This is a genomic window from Prevotella melaninogenica ATCC 25845, from assembly GCF_000144405.1.
GTDB lineage: Bacteria > Bacteroidota > Bacteroidia > Bacteroidales > Bacteroidaceae > Prevotella > Prevotella melaninogenica.
The window spans coordinates 781,699-800,937 of the sequence record NC_014371.1; the positions used below are offsets into that span (position 1 = coordinate 781,699).

Genomic DNA, 19,239 nt, shown 5'->3' on the forward strand with positions numbered 1-19,239 from the left:
GCTCAATATTCAAATCATAAAGTTCAATGTTCAAAACTCAAAGTTCAAAGGTCTAAGAGTTCAAACATCAAAGGTCAAAGGACTAAGAGTTCAAACCTCAAAGGTCAAAGGACTAAGAGTTCAAACCTCAAAGGTCAAAGGCAGAGGGGTATCTCGCTATCTACTCCCCTTCCCTTGGGGGAGGGGTAAGGGGGAGGGGCTTTTTGTCACATTTTTTCGCACATTCCAAATCCAACACATGCTCTTTTAGCTTACAATTAAAGCCCAATTGGCTTGCAAAAGATGCCCTTTTGAGCTCCAACTAACGCCCTTTTGGACCCTTACTAACGCACTTTAAAAAAACAATCTTGCAAGTATTTGATTCTCTGTAAGTTACAAAACCACCAAGATTAGCCCTTTTAAGACCATTTTTCAACCCAAAACACACCGAATTTTGTAAACATATTTCACCCTCACCCTACATTATCAACTGGTTATCTCATCCCCTTCAAAACCTGTTAAACATGTTACCCTGTCTCCTTGTCCCCTTGTTACCCTGTCTCCCCTTACCCTATCCGCAAACAACTCGTTCACTCCTCAACCAGTCAACTCGTCAACTTATCCACAAAACCTAAGGTATTCTTGTATTATTTTAATATCTTTGCATAATCATTAAAGAGTCAATACGCAAAAAGAAAAATAAGACAATGACAAGTACCGAACTTAAAGACCTCGAAGGCCGTCTGTGGCAATCTGCCGACATGTTACGTGCTGGTGCACACCTTGCAGCCAATAAGTATAGCCAACCTATCCTTGGTCTTATCTTCCTCCGTTATGCCGATGTGCTTTTCAAACAGCATAAGGAGGCGATTGATACAGCCTATAACGAGTATAAGGGCACACGCATGGAGCGTAGCTATAAGGACATAGCCATTGAGAAGTGTGGCTTCTTCTTGCCTGAATGTGCTTATTTTGATTACCTCAATGATGCCCCCGACGATGCTCAAAAGGCGTTGTTGGTAAAGGCTGCGATGGAGGCTATTGAGCATGAGAACCCACGCATGGACGGCGTTCTGCCAAAGGAGGTCTACGGACAGTTGGTACCAGAGGAAGAACCGGAGCTACTGAGCCGTATTGTACGCGTATTCAAAGACATCCCTGAGAATATCAGTATTGACATCTTCGGACAGATTTACGAATACTTCCTTGGCAACTTCGCCCTTGCTGAAGGTCAGGGAGGAGGAGCCTTCTATACCCCTGCCAGTGTCGTACAGTATATGGTTGAGGTCTTACAGCCTGCCACTGGCGACAAGAAGTTTCTTGATCCTGCCTGCGGTTCGGGCGGTATGTTCGTTCAGGCAGCACGCTATATGCACCGCCACAATACCTCTAACGAACAGATGATGAACTTCCGTTGCTATGGCGTGGAGAAAGAGCCTGACACGGTGAAGTTAGCAAAGATGAACCTTCTACTCAACAATGTGCGTGGCGAGATTATGGAGGCTAACTCTTTTTATAGCGACCCTTACAATGCTGTCGGACAGTTTGATTATGTCATGGCTAACCCTCCGTTTAATGTCGATGAGGTGGTTGTTGAGAGGGTGACAGACGATGCACGCTTTAACACCTATGGTGTACCACGCAACAAAACAAAGTCTGCAAAGAAGGCTTCTGACAAGAAGGAGACCGTACCTAATGCCAACTATCTATGGATTGGCTATTTTGCCACAGCCCTCAACGAGCAAGGAAAGGCAGCACTTGTCATGGCAAACTCTGCCAGCGATGCAGGAGGCAGCGAACTCGAGATACGTAAGAAGATGATTGAGGACGGCATTATCAGTCAGATGGTGACCCTCCCCAGCAATATGTTCTCTACCGTGACCCTCCCTGCCACACTCTGGTTCTTCAATAAGAAACGACCAAAGAAAGACGAGATTCTCTTTATTGACGCTCGTAACATCTTTACACAGGTAGACCGTGCACACCGTAAGTTCTCTGATGAGCAGGTGAAAAACCTCGGAATCATCTCTCGCCTTTATGAGGGCGACAGCGATGCTTTCTGGGCATTGGTTGAGGAATATAAGGCAGAAGGCAAGCAGAGCGAGGCTGACTGGCTCTTAGAACGCTGGCCAGACGGCAAGTATCAAGACATTGTCGGGCTGTGCAAGGTAGCGAAACTTGAAGGTGAAGATGGCATCATCGACAACGATTATAGCCTTAACGCAGGACGATATGTGGGCGTAGTGATTGAAGACGACGGAATGACCGAAGAGGAATTCCGCACCGAAATGCTATCGCTAAACTCGGAGTTTGCCAAGCTGTCGGCTGAAGCTAAAGACTTGGAGAGTGAGATTGAGAAGAACTTAAAGGAGTTGTTGGGGTAAGGAGAGGAAAAATATGGAATACGTAAAATTTAAGGATGTAATTATAAATAGTCAATATGGTTATACTGCAACAGAGACTTCTCAAACAGAGGGAACATATAAGTACCTCAGAATTACAGATATTGTTCCTTATTACGTAAACTTTGATACAGTTCCTTTTTGCAAGATTACGGAAAAAGATGTTTCAAAATACATTGTAAAAGAGGGGGATATATTAATAGCGCGTACTGGTGCCACAACTGGATATAACTATGTAGTACCAAGTGGGATAAGTAATACTGTCTATGCTTCCTATCTAATTAGGTTTATAGTAGACAAAAAACTTGTACTCCCTTTATTTATGAAGTACGTTCTTAAGACTCAATCATATTATGGCTTTATAAATAACTATATAGGAGGTTCAGCCCAACCAGGAATGAATGCGAAAGTCTTTACGAAGTTCAATATACCTAAATTATCATTAGTAACCCAGCAGAAGATAGCCTCTATCCTCTCCTCCTATGACCGTCTTATCGAGAACAACACTCGTCGTATCCGTCTGTTAGAACAGATGGCAGAGAACCTTTATAAAGAGTGGTTCGTCCGTTTCCGATTCCCTGAACACGAGAATGTAGAAATAGTTAATGGATTGCCTAAAGGGTGGAAAACTATTCATATAAAAGAGTTAGCACAGTTAAAATCTGGATATGCTTTTAAAAGTGAATGGTTTGTAGAAGAAGGAGAAGCTGTAGCTAAAATTAAAGACATTGGGAATATCTTAATGGATACATCAAATTTTTCATATGTAGATAAAGAAAATTGTATCAAAGCTAAAAAGTTTTTATTAACTACAGGCGATTTAACAATAGCGCTAACAGGTGCAACTATTGGTAAAATAAGCATTGTACCTAAACATAAAGGCAATATTTATACAAATCAACGACTTGGAAAGTTCTTCCTTGGAGATAATCCTATGGAAAAGCTACCCTTTCTATATTGTCTTTTCAAGCAAGAATCTATGGTTTCAAATATAGTAAATCTTTCAAACTCAAGTAGTGCTCAACCAAATATAAGCCCTGAACAGATTGAAAAGATTAAGATATTAGGAAATCATGATATTATAAGTATGTATAACAAGACTTGTAATCCATTATTTTCAAACATATTAGCATTATATTCACAAAACCAACTCCTCACTCGCCAACGTGACTTACTCCTTCCACGTTTGATGAGTGGCAAACTTGAAGTTAAATCTTAATCAACCCATTGTATTATGAAATCGTTTATCAGTGAAGACGACATAGAGCAGACCCTTTGTACCCGACTATCGCAACCAGAGTTCGGATGGAAGCGTATTGAGTGTGACCCGAGTGTGGAGGCACAAGACGACGTTAGCAAGACGGGGCGTCGCAATTCGTCAGAGTGTATCTTACCTGCAGTGTTCCTTACTGCCTTAGAACGACTTAACCCACAGATTGACAAGAGCATCTTAGCGCAGGTTGTAGCCGACTTCCGTAAGGACTATACGGGTAAGGACATGATGGACACAAACTATAAGTTTTATAACTATCTGCGCAATGGTATCAATGTAAAGGTGAAGAAGAATGGCAAAGACGACTTTGACATCGTTCGGCTGATAGACTTTGATAATGTAGAGAACAACGACTTCCACTGTGTCAATCAGATGTGGATAAAGGGTAGAATTCGTTATCGTCGTCCCGATGTACTCTTGTTTGTCAATGGACTTCCAATGGTCTTCATCGAATTGAAGAACTCAACCGTAAAGATAAAGGAAGCCTATGAGAAGAATCTCGTTAGCTACCGAGAAGATATACCCAATATCTTTGCACTAAACCAGATATGCGTACTCTCAAATGGTATGCAGACGAAGTTGGGTGCGTGGAACTCTAAGTATGAATTCTTCTTCGACTGGCTAAAGGTCAACGACGAACATGAGAAACTCGACCGTGAGCATATAGCCGAGTATGGTCTTTCAATCATCAACCTCATTGACAGTCTTTTCCGCAAGGAACGCTTGTTAGACTATATCGAAAACTTTATCTTCTTTGACAATAAGCGCAAAAAGATTATCGCTAAGAACCACCAATACTTAGGCGTAAACAACCTCATGAAGAGCGTGGAATGCAGAGAAGAACTAAAAGGAAAGTTAGGTGTGTTCTGGCATACGCAGGGTTCGGGTAAGAGCTATTCGATGGTGATGTTTGTACGAAAGGTAAGACGCAAGCTAAAGGGTAACTTCACCTTCCTCGTCATTACCGACAGAGACGACCTCGACACACAGATACATAAGACCTTCGTGCGCAGTGAGGTCATTGGCGAGAAAGAAGAGTGCCAGCCAAAGAATGCAGCCCAACTACGTGAGTTCCTTAGCGGTAACAAACCGATGGTCTTTACGCTGATACATAAGTTTCAGTATGATAAGACAAAGAAATATCCCCTCCTCTCTGAGCGTAATGACATCTTTGTCTTAGTGGACGAGGCACATAGAACACAGTATAAGCAGTTGGCAGAGAACATGCACACGGGTCTGCCTAATGCCAACTACATCGCCTTTACAGGAACCCCTTTGTTAGGTTCAAAGCGATTGACCAATCAATGGTTTGGCGACTATGTATCAGAATATAACTTTGCACAAGCAATTGAAGACGGTAGTACGGTGCGCCTGTACTATAGCCGTCGAGTGCCAGAGGTGGGATTAGAGAATAACTGGCTTGACTCAGACATTGACAAGATAGTCGAAGAAGAAGAACTCAACGACAGAGAAAGAGAACTCTTAGAGAACTCCTCCTCACGTATCTTAGAGGTAATCAAGCGCGACGGACGTCTTGACCGTATTGCGCAAGACATTGCCCACCACTTCCCAAGACGAGGTTTCTTAGGAAAAGGTATGGTGGTCAGTGTGGATAAATACACGGCTGTGAAGATGTATGAGAAGGTGCAACACTACTGGGGAGAAGAGAAGAAAGCCCTCATCAAGGAGCGCAATGCAGCCAAGACCCAAGAAGAACGTGATGAGCTGACAGCACGATTAGACTATATGAATAAGGTTGAGATGGCTGTCATTATCAGTGAAGAAGCTGACGAAGTAGAGAAGTTCAAGGCACAAGGATTAGACATCACTGTTCATCGCAATAAGATGAACGAGATAACACCAGAGGGAAAAGACATTGAAGACAGATTTAAGGACAAGGATGATCCGCTAAGTTTGGTCTTTGTTTGTGCGATGTGGCTCACAGGCTTTGACGTCCCTTCGCTCTCAACCCTTTATCTTGACAAGCCGATGAAGGGACATACACTGATGCAAGCGATTGCTCGTGCCAACCGTGTGTATCCCGGTAAGAGCTGCGGTATCGTGGTTGACTATGTCAATGTATTTAAGTATATGCAGCAGGCACTGTCTGACTATGCCTCAAATGGTGAGGAAGGTGCAGAGTTCCCAGCAAAAGATATTACGCAGCTAATCGCAACCATTGACGGTTGTATTGAGGAGTGCGACTCGTTCTTACAAGGTTTAGGGATAAGGTTGGATAAGATTATCACCGATGGTGACACATTAGACAAACTGGAGTCTTTGCGATTGGCATACGACAAAATCCTTGAGAAGGACGAGAGTAAAAACAGGTTTAAGGTGATGAGTAACCTCATGATGAACCTGCATGATGCAGCAAAGCCAGAGATATTTGAACTTGGATGGAAGAATGAGAAGTTCTCTCCACTGAGTTATCTCAACGGACTGTTCTGTAACAGAATAGATGATGAGAAACTAAGAAGGGCAAAGGAGAAGATGAGCTACACACTGGACGATAGCGTTACGGTGATGGTTGCAGAAGACAAGCCACAATATAGTATTCATCAGAGTAAGGTGATTGACTTGAGTAAATTAGATATAGAAAGTATTCGTAAGTCTATCAATGCAACTCCTTATAAGTCAATGGAGATTGATAACCTACGCACCTTTATAGAAACAGCTTTGGAACAGTTGATTAATAAGAACTGTACGAGAGTGCCATTCTCTCAAAGATACAAGAATATCATTGATACCTATAATGCAGGTGGTACGGAGAATGAGGATTACTATGAGAAGTTGTTACAGCTGATTGATGAACTCAAGAAAGAGCAGGGACGGTCGGCAGATATGGGATTAAGGGAGGAAGAACTTGAAATCTACGACCTTCTTATCCAAGGTCGGAAGCTAACAAAGGAGGAAGAGAAGGAAGTTATCCTTGCTTCTAAAAACCTTTATAACAAGTTGGTGGAGGAAAAAGAAAGATTGTTGGTGGTTGACTGGTATAAAGACCCACAACCAAAGACAAAGGTGTTGGGACTGATACAACGGTCGCTGGATAAGGATTTGCCAAAGACCTATGATAGGGAGGTGTTTTCGAACAAGACAAACCTGCTGTTAGATCACTTTGTAGATATGGCTGTACAGGGGTATGGTTGGATATCATAATGGTTAGGTCTATGCCATGCCATAATGGTTGGGGCTATGCCTTCTCATTAAGATAAACGAACAGCCTACATATATCTGTACATAGATGTGCCTTGCATTCCTTTCATGAATTGATTACCTTTGCAACGGTAAAGTTCAAACCTCAATGCTCAAAGGATAAAAACTCATATCATAAAGTTCAAAGTTCAAACATCAATGTTCAAAGGATAAAAAACTCATATCATAAAGTTCAAAGTTCAAACATCAATGTTCAAAGGATAAAAGAGTTCAAAGGATAAAACTCATATCATAAAGTTCAAAGTTCAAACCTCAAAGTTCAAAGTAAAAGAAGAGTCGAACAAAAGCTGTCCGACTCTTCTTTATATTATTTATTTAAGGTGAAACCTTATTGAAGATCCTTCATTGTAAGTGGTTGAGCAAGGGTAGTAAACTCAAGACCACCTGTGGTACACTCGATACCCTTAGCAGAATCCTTAATCTTATTGCCATTTACGGTCTCTGATCCATTCAACTTGAAATAGAGTTCCAAGCCGTCAGACTTAGGATCTACACTCAGCATATTCTGCTTAATCTGATTCTCACTACGAGCAACACTCCATACACGAACCTCACTCATATAACCATAGAATGGACGTTCACCCCAAGGGAAGCCAGGGATCTTACCAATGTTGAAACCGACATCAGCGTTAGGATCGAAGCCAGAGATATTCCATGCAGACTCAGCCCACTTCGTACCATTAAGGTACATAACAGTTTTACCAGTTGCCTGATCGTAGGTCAATGCCACATGATACCACTTGTTAATCGAAAGTTTCTCTGGTGCTTCATAGTGCTGTCTACCTGCTGCCTGTAAGATACCAGAAGAAATACCACCACCAACATCACCTACGCGGAAGATCATCAGACCCTCTGAACCCATAATAGTACAGTTGCTGCCCCACCAAATAGAGTGAACCAATGCCTCATAGGTGAAGGACTTAAAGTAGGTTCCTGCTGGGAACTTCACAGAGATATACTTATTATAGAAGTCACCAGCCTTTGTAATCTTAACAGGTTTTGCTAAAATAATATACTCAACATCTTCCCCATCAATAACAGGAGTAGAACTTGAATGTAGCTTGATAGGCAACATATAGTTCTTTCCCTCTGCTAACTGGTCGAGATTGTTAAGCGTCAACGACACCTTATCAGCATAGATACTTCCAGCTGCAATCGTTGAAGAAGCCTTACTGAACGTAACATTCTGATGCTTTAAAGCAACGTAGTCTGTTCCGTACTTGCTATTATAAAGAGCAACCAATGATGAGTCGGCAAGTGAATAAGAGACATCTACTGCCCCATCTTGCTTGTTAGAAAGGCGAGAAGTAATGTCGACACCTAAGGTTGAACCAGAGTCAGGCATTTCGACTTTGTATAGATTGCTATCAAAATAAACTTTCTGCTTCAACAAATCGCTCTCGCTGTCTTGGCAACTCACCACACAGCATGCGGCAAACGCCACAGCAATATGTTTGAAAATATGCTTGTTCATATTTGTATTCTATTAAATTTATAATGTGAGATATGCAATGTTAAGGTTGAGTGGTCTGCCCCATTCTCTCCTTGAACACCTGTTGGTTAATCTGAATTGCCTGACGCATCCACTTGTAGTTAGGAGTATTGTCGTAGTCGTTATCGAAACGATAAGCACCTACTCCACCCTTGTAACCCTTAGAAGGCATACTCTTGGCTTGTCTTAACAGCTGACCACCACTCTTGAAAGAAGACTCAAAGTTATCGGTTGTAATAATTGTCTTTGGATCAACACCGTAGTAATCGAAGTGAGTTGTACGACCGTAAGCCTGATCAATCCAGTAATCAACATATCCATCCAAATCCTCAGTAAGTCCACCAAAGTGGCCATCAATACAGATAAGACGGTGGCCCTTGTGCTCTGGATCACTCTTAGGACCGATGTACTTGTTCATCTCCTTTACCAAGTAAACGAGGTCGGCATTGGTACTGAGTGTACCATCCATATCGAAGACACCACTACCAATCTCCCAGTCGATATCGTAACCGTCCCAGTCATTGGCTACCAATGAGTCGCAGAGAGCCTTTGCAAAACGAGCCAAAGCCTCTTTGTGGTTATCAGAACCAGCAACACCCTCGTAGCCCCAGAACTTCCAACGAGCCTTCTTCTTAGCCTCTTCAACGCGAGCTTGGTCGTTTGCCCAACCCTCTTTTTCAGCCTGCTTCTCAACAGCAGTATAGACAGAGTCAGGAGTTCTACCCTTACCAATGTAAGACAAGAGTGTAACTTCCAAGAGTTTTGTACCCTTCACCTTCTGCACAAACTCCTTGTCCTTCTTCTGCTCAGGTGTAATATTAAAGCGGTTAGGTGCACCACTCCACATGGAAACGACGTCCATACTATCTGGCATAGAGGTAAGATAGCCACGGCGATAGGTACCTGCTGGCGACCAGTTAGAATACCAACCAAAAGCAACAGGACGACCATAGTTAACGGCTTGCTGCTTATAAGCTCTCAAATCGGCATAATACTTCTCGCTCTCAGCATTGTTCATCGTATTATATCCACCGATATGATCGTAAGGTTCGTTCTCTACCTCTGTCATCTTGCTACATCCACAGAAAAGGACTCCTGCACAGAGCAATACCAACGAACTGATATATTTAAAGTTTTTCATATTCAAAATGCTTGATATTAATGATTCTTATTGTCCCACCACAAACGTGTACCAGCCTTATCCAGACCGCCACGAAGTAGCTTGCGTGCACTCTCTAAGTTAGCAATATCCTCTGCCGATGTAGACTTATTAGTTGGGAAACGCATACGGCGGATGCCTACCTCGCTATCAATCTCACCGTTGCTATAGTTTGTAACCACACTATGCAACTTAGGATAACCTGTACGACGATACTCTGTCCAAGCCTCTTGTCCGTTAGGATAGAGTGCAATCCACTTCTGTATCATAATCTTCTCAAGTTTCTCCTCATCGGTTCCACTCCATGCCGTAGTAGCCTCTGTTACTGCTGGTACGTCAACATTCACACCTGGATTGGTGAGATGAAAACTGTAAGCAGATGGCTTGAGACCAGACGACATATAGTCTGCTACCTCAGAACTTGCAATACCATTCTCTTCAAATGACATCTCGATACCCTTCTCATAAAGTGACTCAGCAGTGCCACCCACAGCGAATCCATGCAGAGCAGCCTCAGCCAAGAGGAAATAAACCTCAGAAGCACGCATCCAATAAGTTGGAGTTGTACTTGTGATAGCTGGGCGTGAAGAATCCCTGAAAGCATCGTTAGAGCTTACGTCATGACCTGTTGGTACACCAGAATACTTTCCGTATGTGCCCACAGTCACTGCCTGAGAAACAGTACTTGTATTGAAGTACTTTGGCAAACGTGGGTCTTGATAACCGCCTAAGTAAGCCAACATAGAAGAACCCATACGGCACTCGTTATACTGATTGATAAGAACATCGAGGTTGTTCTTGAACTCCAAGCTTGCGCCTCTCTCCATCTTAGCCTCATCATCCTTGGTCTTCATCACGCCATAAGAATGATTGACAGCCTGTAAAGCATACTTCTTTGAGAGTGCAGCATCAGCATAATAAACACGCATAGCAAGACGTAACATCAAAGAGTTAGCATAGACAACCCACTTGTGAACGTCGCCTGCATAGACAGCATCAGCATTTGGCAAGAGTTTGCTATTACCATTATCAGCGTACTTTGTCAACACTTCTATAGCATCAGAGAGTTCTTTGAACATTGCCTTATACACTTCTTCCTGACTATCGTATGGCACAGTGATGAGTCCTTTACCTGCCTCCTTATAAGGGATAGGTCCGAACATATCGGTAGCCTTATGCCAAGCAGAGATCTTTAGAATCTGTGCTAAGGCGAAAACCTCTGGGAACTGAGTCTCAGTCTTACCCTTTAAGTCTTGCCACAAAGGTACAACCGTTGAGTAAGACTCGGTGTAAGACGATGCTACCCAACCATCCTTGAGGAAATAGTTGAGGTTATTAGGACCGCCCCAGTTATTGTTCTGACCGAAATAACCACTCCAACAATCTGCTGCAAGGTTATAGGCTGTTTGATATCTATTAGCAACACTGGTACCATCTGCCTGTGTTCCTACTGGGAAGACGCATTTCTGCATGGCAGTTATAGGACCACCAATAGAAATACCATCCATCAATCCCTCCTCTGGGAGGAGTTCAAATTCGTTAGTGTTTACCTTTTGGAAGTCACAAGCCGTAAACAAGGACAGCGCAAGGACACCTACGATATATTTATATGCTTTTGTCTTCATGTTCAATTAGAATTTGAATTTAACACTGAAACCATAACTCTTCAGACTTGGCTGCATGAAATAATCATTGCCCTGTCCGTATGTACCTGTTGAAGCAGTAAGCTCTGGATCGAAAGGTGCTTTACAATAAATCATCCATGGATTTGTAGCCACAAATGAAAGTGTCAAATCCTTAATGACATTATTAAACAGCTTTGAATTAAACTTATAGCTCAAAGTAAGTTCCTGCAAACGAACGTTTGTTGCGCTGTAGGTATAGTAACCTGCGAGGTCGTTCTCACCTGTAGCAACAAGTGTATAATACTTCTTTGCATCATACAAGCCCTGATTTGGAATCATCACGCCACCAGCATCTCTTGCATCAGCTGATGCCTTAGACACACCGAAGCGGTCTAATAATGCCTGTGTTGAAGAAGTAACAATACCGCCAACACGTGCATTAATCAAGAAACTAAGCCCGAAGTTCTTGTAAGTGAAGTTGTTGTTCCAACCCATTGTGAAGTCTGGGGTAGTCTTACCTAAGTAGATAGGCTCAACAGTCTCTAAGTTCATACCACCTGATGGACTAACATTTACAAAGCCTTGATTGTCCTTTGCCAATACCTTTCTTGCATAAATATCATTGATAGAACCGCCCACCTTAAGCAGAACACGGCCATTATCCTTTGATACTTCAGGGATATTGATCGGCTTTGGACTCAATGGGTGATGGTAGTCCTTCACCATCTCCTTAATCTCATTGACGTTCTTAGAGTAAACCAATGATGAGTTCCATTGCAAACCACCAAAGTTATCGCTATAGCCTAATGCCATCTCGACACCACGGTTCTCTACATTACCTGCCTGCAAGTAAACAGCCTTGTAACCAGAGCTCTCTGGCAACTCACCGATAAATGTCTGATTGTAAGTATTAGACTTGTACCAAGTGAAGTCGAATGATAACTTCTTCCAGAAACGAGCAGTCAAACCGAACTCGTATGACTTTGTACGCTCTGCCTTATAATCAGTAAATGGATAGATATCAGTAGATTTCAAGCTACCACCCACGATTGGAGTTGTAATAGTACCTGGTGTCATACCTGAACGTGAAACAGGAGAACCAACCTCAGTGTAAGAACCACGAACCTTCAAATAAGAAATGAATGAAGGGAGTTTTGTCATCTCTGAGATAATACCAGATAAACCAACTGATGGATAGAAGAATGATTCCTCAGATGAGTTTACAAGACGTGAGTTCCAATCGTTACGACCTGTCAAAGTAAGATAAACCATACTTCTCCAACCCAATTCGGCACTTGCAAAAGCAGCAACGTTACGTACCTTTGAGTCACCACCAGCCTCACGAATCTTGCTATCAGTTGGATTTATGTTATTCAAAGAGAACTTATTTGGAACTAACACTAAGTTACCACCATAACCACGGGTGAGAGATGCATAGTCAGAATAGCTATAACCAACGTTGGCAGCAAGACTGAACTTACCAAAGGTTTTATTAATATTGGCAATAGCGTCAATATAAGTCTGATGATCCTTATAATCATAGTAATCATAAGCGCCCTTCTCCTTGGCAAAGTAATTGAATGAAGAAGCATAAATCTTACGCTCACTTGTGATAAACGTCTTGTCGAGACGAATACGACCTGCTACACTCAACCAATCAAAGATATTATAAGTAAGACCAGCATTGAACATGAAGCGATCCTTATCGTCTGGTGCTAAGTTACGATAAGCCGTCCAATAAGGGTTCTGATTAGCAAAACGGCTATCACTGATTGGCCAATACTGAGTTGGGAAGTTTCTCACGTTATCGTAACGCTCAAAGGTCTTGATTCCCTCAAATGACTCACCGCGTGGGAAGAGATAAGCTGCGACGATTGGGTTCCAGTACTCACCCTGTGACACCATGTTATTGTCTTTCTGCTTGATATAAGATGCACCAAGGTCGAGTTGCACCCTATTCTTAAACATACGCGTAGTGTTACGGATGGTGAAGTTGTAACGATCGTAAGTATTATTTGGTACGATACCACGTGAATTGGTGGTTGCTACAGAGGCAAAAGTCTGATTAAACTCATTACCCATATTCAATGTCAAAGCATTGATGAAGTTCGTTCCTGTACGGAAAAAGTCCTTCTTGGGATCGTATGAACTTGGTGTTGCGAGTTTCTCACCCCAACTCTCATAAGAACCAAGCTTGTTGCCATACGTATTCTGAAACTTTGGCATCAACAATGGTGAGCTAAAGTCTGCAGAACTTGAGAAAGAAATGTCTACACGTCCTTCTTTACCCTTCTTTGTGGTGATGAGGATAGCACCATTAGCAGCATTACTACCATAGAGGGCTGCAGCAGAAGGACCAGCCAAGACGCTAATGCTCTCGATATCCTCTGGGTTGAGGTCGGCAATACCTTCACTGCTTACACGGCCTTCTCCCATGATACCGCTATCGCGTCCACCACTGAAATTGAAGATTGGAATACCATCAATAACATACAATACGTTGTTATCACCTTCGATAGACTTGGCACCACGCATGATTACACGTGTTGCACCACCGACACCACTGGCACTCTTAGAAATGCTAACACCAGCTACTTTTCCGTTTAATGAGTTCACAAAGTTAGCATCTTTGTTACGTGTCAACTCATTTGAGCCTACTGACTGTACATTGTAACTCAAAGCTTTCTCAGCACGTTTAATACCCAAGGCTGTCACAACAACCTCATTCATTGTGTTTGCAACTTCTTTAAGCGTAACATCGATGGTGGTTTTGTCGCCCACAGGGATTGTCTGGGTAGTATAGCCAACATAAGAGATAACCAACTTTGCCTTTGACGTGGTATTGATAGTAAAGTTACCATCAATATCCGTTACAGCACCTTCTTTGGTTCCTTCCACCATAATAGTGGCACCAATCAGTGGCTCACCAGCAGAGTCAACAACGCGACCAGTTACCTTGTGATTGCCGTTTTGTTGCACAGCCTGAGGCATAGAAGCATCAGGTGAGCCTACGGGATTTCCTACTGCATAAACACTCGTTGGAGCTAACGCAATAGAAAGGGCAAAAGCGACTGAGAAATACAGATGCTTCTGCTTTGTTTCATGAATCATTCTCATTAGGTTCAGGGTTTAAATATTTATATTTTAGGTTCCTAATTGTTACTTATTAATAACAGCTGCATGAACAACTGCATTACAACACTATCACCTTATTATAGTAAGGTAATGATGAATAAAGAAACATTTTTTATTTACACAGGTTGTTTAACGTATAAACGTAAAGATTATTAATGAATAATAGGTTAGGTCAATTAACTCATAATAACGAGTGCAAAAGTATAAAATAAATTTGTAAACAGCCCTCCTTTTTATAAAAAAAAGTAAATAATATATTTGTTATTGCAAAAAATAGAGATATACGCCAACACGTATATCTCTATTTTTTTTATATATAAACACGTAAATGCCGTTTACCCGTTCTTTACATCAACTATCTTTGTTGGAGCCTGTTCCTTATTGCGACGATTGACAACAGTGACTACACTCTGCGCAAGACTGAGAAACGACTGACCTGTAATGGTGTCAACCTGTGACGCTGCTGGTGTTCCGTTATCACCATTCTCGCAAATACTCTGTACAATTGGAATCTGAGCAAGTAGCGGACATCCAAGTTCTTTTGCTAAGTTCTTGCAACCATCTTTTCCAAAAATGTAATATTTATTCTCAGGAAGTTCAGCTGGAGTAAACCATGCCATATTCTCAACCAAACCGAGAATTGGGATATTCACCTTGTCATTACGATACATATCAATACCCTTACGTGCATCTGCCAATGCAACATTCTGAGGAGTTGACACGATTACTGCACCCGTAATAGCAAGTGTCTGCATGAGTGTCAGGTGAATATCGCTGGTTCCTGGTGGTGTATCGAGGATAAAGTAATCGAGTTCGCCCCAATCAGCATCAGCAATAAGCTGCTTAAGAGCTGAGGTTGCCATACTTCCTCGCCAAAGGGTTGCTGTGTCTGGATTGACAAAGAAACCGATAGAAAGCAACTTCACACCATACTTCTCCACAGGTTCGATAAGCTGGCGTCCATCCTTTTCTACTCCGTATGGACGAGCATCTTCTACACCGAACATCTTTGGCATACTTGGACCGAAGATATCGGTATCGAGCAAACCTACCTTATAACCAAGGCGTGCCAAGGCTATAGCGAGGTTAGCTGAGACGGTGCTCTTTCCTACTCCACCCTTTCCTGAACTAACAGCAATGATATTCTTCACCTGAGGCAACAACTTACCCACCTCTGGGCGTGGCGCATTCTTAAACTCTGTTGTAATGGTTACTTCAACTTCCTTACCAACAGAATAGTGAATCTGAGCCTCAGCAGCCTTAATAGTAGACTTGAGGAATGGGTCGGTCTCACGTGGGAAAATAAGCGTGAAACTTACTTTATTACCATTGATGCTGGGTGTATCTGCCAACATCTCACTTTCAATAATATTCTTTTTCGTTCCTGGATAAATTACTTTCTCCAGTGCATCTGTAATGAGTTTCGGATATAATGTCATTGTTTTATTATTTTATAATCTTTGGAGAATGAAGCTATCTCACTGCTATAAAAGCTTATATTCCTTCTTATTAGAATTTCACTTACTTCTTTAAGTTAACAAAAAGAATGCCACAAAATAATCGGACACATTAGTTACCGTTATTTTGCGAGTTCTCCCATTCTTCCCATTCCTTTGCAACAGCTTTCCAGTCGGTCATCTCTCCCGCTTCAATGGCTTGCTGCTCACGTGTAGCCTCATCACGCGCCTTATCACGCGCACGCTTTGCCTTCATATCAGCGATAGTGGCATCATCAAGAATCTGAATAGCTCCTCGTTGGATAGCACCCTGTAACTCCTCTTCACCGAAAGCCTTACCGGGCTCATTGAAGTCAGAGATATTAAATTCATAAATTGTACGGAGGTCATGACGAACCAATTTCTGTTTCGCCCGATTACCCGCATTCTTCAGTCGGAGTAGCTTTGCTATTTCTTTTATCTCGTCTTCTGCGAATTTATTTCTTCCCATGTTTTGATTCTTATTCAGATGCCATTGATGGCTTTCGTGTCTGCGAAGATAGCAACAAAATCCCAATACTGCAAGTTTTTTCTTAAGGAATACATTACGTAAAGTATGATAAATTGGCTTCATTCGTTAAACCTAAATCTGTCATTAGTCCACAAAATGTATAGTTTTTATTACTATGGTATTGTTTCCTAACATCTTTTATTTTTTCGGTATCGCCGCTCTTTGTATCTTTGATACCTCCATGATATGGTTCTTCCGAAATATGGAGTGATAAACTAAAAGTCTTATATTATAAGGCACACAGAGTCACGGAGAGGACGGAGGTAACGCAATGGCACGGAGGTGTAGCATACAGATTCTTGATAACTATTCTGGGATAAACGCTTTGTATATAAATTGCTAATAGAATTGGCTAACAAGCTCCGTCGCTCTATGCCCGACGGTGCCTCCGTGACTTCCATTGCTTTGTTTTAATAATCCTCCGTCCTCTCCGTGTCTCCGTGTGACATTTCTTCAGAAACCTAACCTTAAATAACAAACCTTATCACTCCAAAATCCAGAAGAACCCATGATATTACGTTTACCTCTGTCTCTCTATGTCTCCGTGTGCCTTATTAGATAAGAACTTTAGCCTATTATTCTATCTTAGGAAGCGACCTCTTTTTACACAACCCACCTATATTTGTAAAATTGTTTCAAACGCTTAATTATCAATACATACTCTTTAAGCTTCTTAAAGATGCCTAATTAGCTTCCAATAGGTGCCCTTTAGAAGGCTTACTAACGCCCTTTTGAAGTCCAATTAAGCATCTTTTAAAACACTTCATTATAACAAACTGACTTACTGACAGTTACAAACCATCTGGTTATACTTATTTTTCTCCTTTATTTTAAGGCTCTTATTCAAAAACATGTAAGTATTTTTCGCAAACCAATACACGCCCAACAACCTACTCTTTTCAAGGTATCAACTCATTAAGTTACAAACAATGTTATAGATTGGCTGCCCGATAGTTGACATGGTAGGTTTTCCTTTCTATTGATTCCTTGGCACTATCCACAACTATCTCCGCATGAAAAACACTTTTGGGCAGCAATAAACAGGGACGTCAGAGCGTTATTGTTGACAGAATAGGTTACGACAAAAGACGGTCATACGACCTATACGAAGCTTGGTAATGGCACCGAGACTACCTATACATATGACGAGCAGCGTGAACGTCTGCAGGTGATGAACCTTACAGCAGGCGGTCAGACTGCAATGGAGAACTGATATTAATCCAGAGTAGATTAGCATAATTCTCAAAAAATAGTAGTAATAAAGAAAACAGATAAGAAATTATGAGGCAGGCTATATCGATTATTGTCCTATATGCTTTGATAAATATTCTATCATTGTTATTCAATATAATTTCTTTTTCTACTGATGGGAAGATAGATATTGGCTTCCCTTTTATTTTTATCCATTTAACGAGTGCAAAGTATGATCCTACTTTTCCATACAATAAATTACTCATAGAGCCTTTTTTATGGGATATTATTTTTTTATTTACGATAGTTTGTTTATATTTGTGCTGCCTAAAATTTATCAAAAGGATTCGTGATTGAGAAAACCTAAGAATGAAAAATAAATGATGACCTACGATGCGGTGAGCAACCTCACGGCATAGTTGAGAAAGTCTATCGCTAAGAAGGAGTTTGCATACGCATGAGTATGATAATTTGAACACCCTTATCCATGCAAACGGTAAGGCGAACTGTTATACATCCAACACTGCTGGCGAACGCATCATGAAGAAATGCAAATATTAGGAGATAAATATGAGTTGCAGGCATAGAGAAAGCCAGATGTCTTCTTCCCTGCATTTACTGAGCTTAAACAAACGATTTATGATTATAGCACATCGACTGACAAAGAACATCATGATTTAATACAAAAGTACCCTAATTTACAGGGAACTAAGTTGTATAGAGCAATTAAATCCGAGTTAATTGAACAAAACAGTAATTAAAAAAACATTTGATCATGATTTTAAGGAATACAAAAAGAATTATTAATTATTGTGTGTTGATGATAGGGCTTGGCGTATGGGGATCATGTAACTCTAAATCACAACATGTTTTACTCCCTGTAGATAATGTCAAATCTTATAAAATATGTGAGAATAATGACACAACAACAATTTTCGAAGAAAGAGAAGAAGAGTCTGAAGAAGTAATTAAATTTTATAAAGAGGGCAGTGAAATTTTTACTTCCGACTATGGTGGACGCAAAGAATTACTGATGTCCACAACAGAGATGCTGGATACTGTATATTCAGGAAACACTTATTGTAGGGAGCATCGAATTCTGATAAAAAAAGAAAATTCCAATCTGTTTTCTACATCTATATATAATATTATTATACACCCTGTATTGGTCTTAACGATTTATTATGACCATTCATATAATATAAAAGCTATTCGTAATTGGTTTGCATTTACGACTTATGAATCGGAACACATTAGTATCCCGCTAATATCGAGACCAGTTAAATATTAATCAAATAACCCCGGAAAGAGAGGACAATCGAGTTCTCTCTTGCAAAAGACTGTAGTTCAATTAATTCAAAGAGCTATTAGTCCTCTTTAACGGGACAGTAGTAATCGGAACATGAAGAAAAAGAGCTCTTTTGACAATGGACTCAGACTCCGCATCCTAACACGACACCAGGCACCAGCCTTGGGTGCGCCACTCTCCATATTATCTACTGGAAAGATGGATGTAAGACAAGGTGTAAATTTGAAACTATCTGGTGTAGAACGGAAATGCCGATTGCATACTGTTTTCGATTTTGCTGTCATTCCTGTCACTTCACTTTTGACATTAACCTACTATCTATAAACCCATTACACGAAGTGTTAAAAGTGACAGCAACTAAAAATAAAACTAAATTAGAGGTTTTACCCAATTCGGTCATTAGAGCCTAAACATTTTTGGTTTTAGTATCGAGTAGATTGTTTGGCTT

11 protein-coding genes and 1 pseudogene are annotated in these 19,239 nt (G+C 41.2%); 6 read left to right on the forward strand and 6 right to left on the reverse strand.

Going from position 1 to position 19,239, the window contains the following annotated elements; all coding sequences use genetic code 11:
* Nucleotides 1-686 precede the first annotated feature (686 nt).
* The 3 genes from HMPREF0659_RS10085 to HMPREF0659_RS10095 are packed head-to-tail and all read left to right on the forward strand — an operon-like array spanning nucleotide 687 to nucleotide 6,816.
* On the forward strand, nucleotides 687-2,363 hold the full coding sequence (locus HMPREF0659_RS10085; RefSeq protein ID WP_013265123.1) for a class I SAM-dependent DNA methyltransferase: 1,677 nt from the start codon (nucleotides 687-689) through the stop codon (nucleotides 2,361-2,363).
* 13 nt (nucleotides 2,364-2,376) lie between these two features.
* A complete protein-coding gene (locus HMPREF0659_RS10090; RefSeq protein ID WP_013265449.1) occupies nucleotides 2,377-3,600 on the forward strand; it encodes a restriction endonuclease subunit S in 1,224 nt (407 codons plus the stop codon).
* 15 nt (nucleotides 3,601-3,615) lie between these two features.
* Complete coding sequence (locus HMPREF0659_RS10095; RefSeq protein WP_013265602.1) at nucleotides 3,616-6,816, forward strand: type I restriction endonuclease subunit R; 3,201 nt, start codon at nucleotides 3,616-3,618, stop codon at nucleotides 6,814-6,816.
* A 385-nt stretch (nucleotides 6,817-7,201) separates the two neighbouring features.
* Here HMPREF0659_RS10095 and HMPREF0659_RS10100 read toward each other — a convergent pair whose 3' ends face one another.
* From HMPREF0659_RS10100 to HMPREF0659_RS10125, 6 genes are all read right to left on the reverse strand, one after another.
* The gene (locus tag HMPREF0659_RS10100; RefSeq protein WP_013265601.1) at nucleotides 7,202-8,347 is read right to left on the reverse strand and encodes a DUF1735 and LamG domain-containing protein; all 1,146 of its coding nucleotides are present in this window, start codon (nucleotides 8,345-8,347) and stop codon (nucleotides 7,202-7,204) included.
* A 40-nt stretch (nucleotides 8,348-8,387) separates the two neighbouring features.
* Nucleotides 8,388-9,506, reverse strand: a complete 1,119-nt coding sequence (locus HMPREF0659_RS10105) for a glycoside hydrolase family 18 (protein WP_013265322.1) — start codon at nucleotides 9,504-9,506, stop codon at nucleotides 8,388-8,390.
* Nucleotides 9,507-9,523: 17 nt separating this feature from the next.
* Complete coding sequence (locus HMPREF0659_RS10110) at nucleotides 9,524-11,149, reverse strand: RagB/SusD family nutrient uptake outer membrane protein (RefSeq protein WP_013265381.1); 1,626 nt, start codon at nucleotides 11,147-11,149, stop codon at nucleotides 9,524-9,526.
* A 6-nt stretch (nucleotides 11,150-11,155) separates the two neighbouring features.
* Nucleotides 11,156-14,266, reverse strand: a complete 3,111-nt coding sequence (locus HMPREF0659_RS10115; RefSeq protein WP_013265872.1) for a SusC/RagA family TonB-linked outer membrane protein — start codon at nucleotides 14,264-14,266, stop codon at nucleotides 11,156-11,158.
* 353 nt (nucleotides 14,267-14,619) lie between these two features.
* Nucleotides 14,620-15,723 (reverse strand): Mrp/NBP35 family ATP-binding protein, encoded by a 1,104-nt coding sequence (locus tag HMPREF0659_RS10120; protein ID WP_004359657.1) that lies wholly within the window; start codon nucleotides 15,721-15,723, stop codon nucleotides 14,620-14,622.
* Between the two features lie 130 nt (nucleotides 15,724-15,853).
* Nucleotides 15,854-16,231 (reverse strand): hypothetical protein, encoded by a 378-nt coding sequence (locus HMPREF0659_RS10125; RefSeq protein WP_013265397.1) that lies wholly within the window; start codon nucleotides 16,229-16,231, stop codon nucleotides 15,854-15,856.
* 1,086 nt (nucleotides 16,232-17,317) lie between these two features.
* On the opposite strand from HMPREF0659_RS10125, the pseudogene HMPREF0659_RS13045 reads away from it, so the two are divergent.
* From HMPREF0659_RS13045 to HMPREF0659_RS12660, 3 genes and pseudogenes are all read left to right on the forward strand, one after another.
* A pseudogene (locus tag HMPREF0659_RS13045) lies at nucleotides 17,318-17,501 on the forward strand (hypothetical protein); the annotation flags it as partial.
* Between the two features lie 756 nt (nucleotides 17,502-18,257).
* The gene (locus tag HMPREF0659_RS10135; protein ID WP_044046079.1) at nucleotides 18,258-18,773 is read left to right on the forward strand and encodes a hypothetical protein; all 516 of its coding nucleotides are present in this window, start codon (nucleotides 18,258-18,260) and stop codon (nucleotides 18,771-18,773) included.
* Between the two features lie 111 nt (nucleotides 18,774-18,884).
* Entirely contained in the window at nucleotides 18,885-19,115 is a 231-nt protein-coding gene (locus HMPREF0659_RS12660) for a hypothetical protein (RefSeq protein ID WP_146160291.1), read from the forward strand.
* The last annotated feature ends 124 nt before the right edge of the window (nucleotides 19,116-19,239 follow it).